The 439-nt window shown below is 62.2% G+C and carries 1 protein-coding gene and 1 pseudogene; both read left to right on the top strand.

The genetic code is table 11. From position 1 onward, the window contains the following. Positions 1-234: pseudogene (locus X735_RS1000000169525) on the top strand (hypothetical protein); the annotation flags it as partial. Next, a partial coding sequence (locus X735_RS135845; protein WP_023814482.1) for a phage holin family protein occupies positions 231-439 on the top strand: 209 nt, incomplete at its 3' end. The pseudogene X735_RS1000000169525 and the gene X735_RS135845, both read left to right, overlap by 4 nt.

Below are 439 nucleotides of genomic sequence, written 5' to 3' on the forward strand. Positions count from 1 at the left end.
CAGTCCTTCGGCCGGCAAAATCCCGGTGTCCTGCTTGCGGGATCGGTGTTGGCCGGATTGGCTCTCGGGCGGTTCATCAAGGCTTCTCCGTCGGCAAGGCCCGATTCTGAGGCCGCTCCGGGAGGCCTCAGATCACACACCGATCAGCCACAGGGTTGGTCCGCTGATCGTCCACAAGATTTTGGCGTGGTCGGCGATGATGGGGCCACGCAGATCGCGGAGCAGGACAGATGAACAACCAGGACAATCCCAGCCTTGCCGGGCTAGTCACCGATTTGGCCCAGAATGTCACCACTCTGGTGCAAACCGAGGCGAGGCTGTTTCGGGCCGAGCTCTCTGAAAAGCTTACCAAAGCCGGAGCAGGTGCCGCGGAAGTGCTGGGCGGCGCGATTTGCCTGCTCGCCGCGCTCTTGGTGTTGCTGCAGGCGCTCATTATCGC

This window comes from Mesorhizobium sp. L2C084A000 (genome assembly GCF_000502875.1).
Classification (GTDB): domain Bacteria; phylum Pseudomonadota; class Alphaproteobacteria; order Rhizobiales; family Rhizobiaceae; genus Mesorhizobium.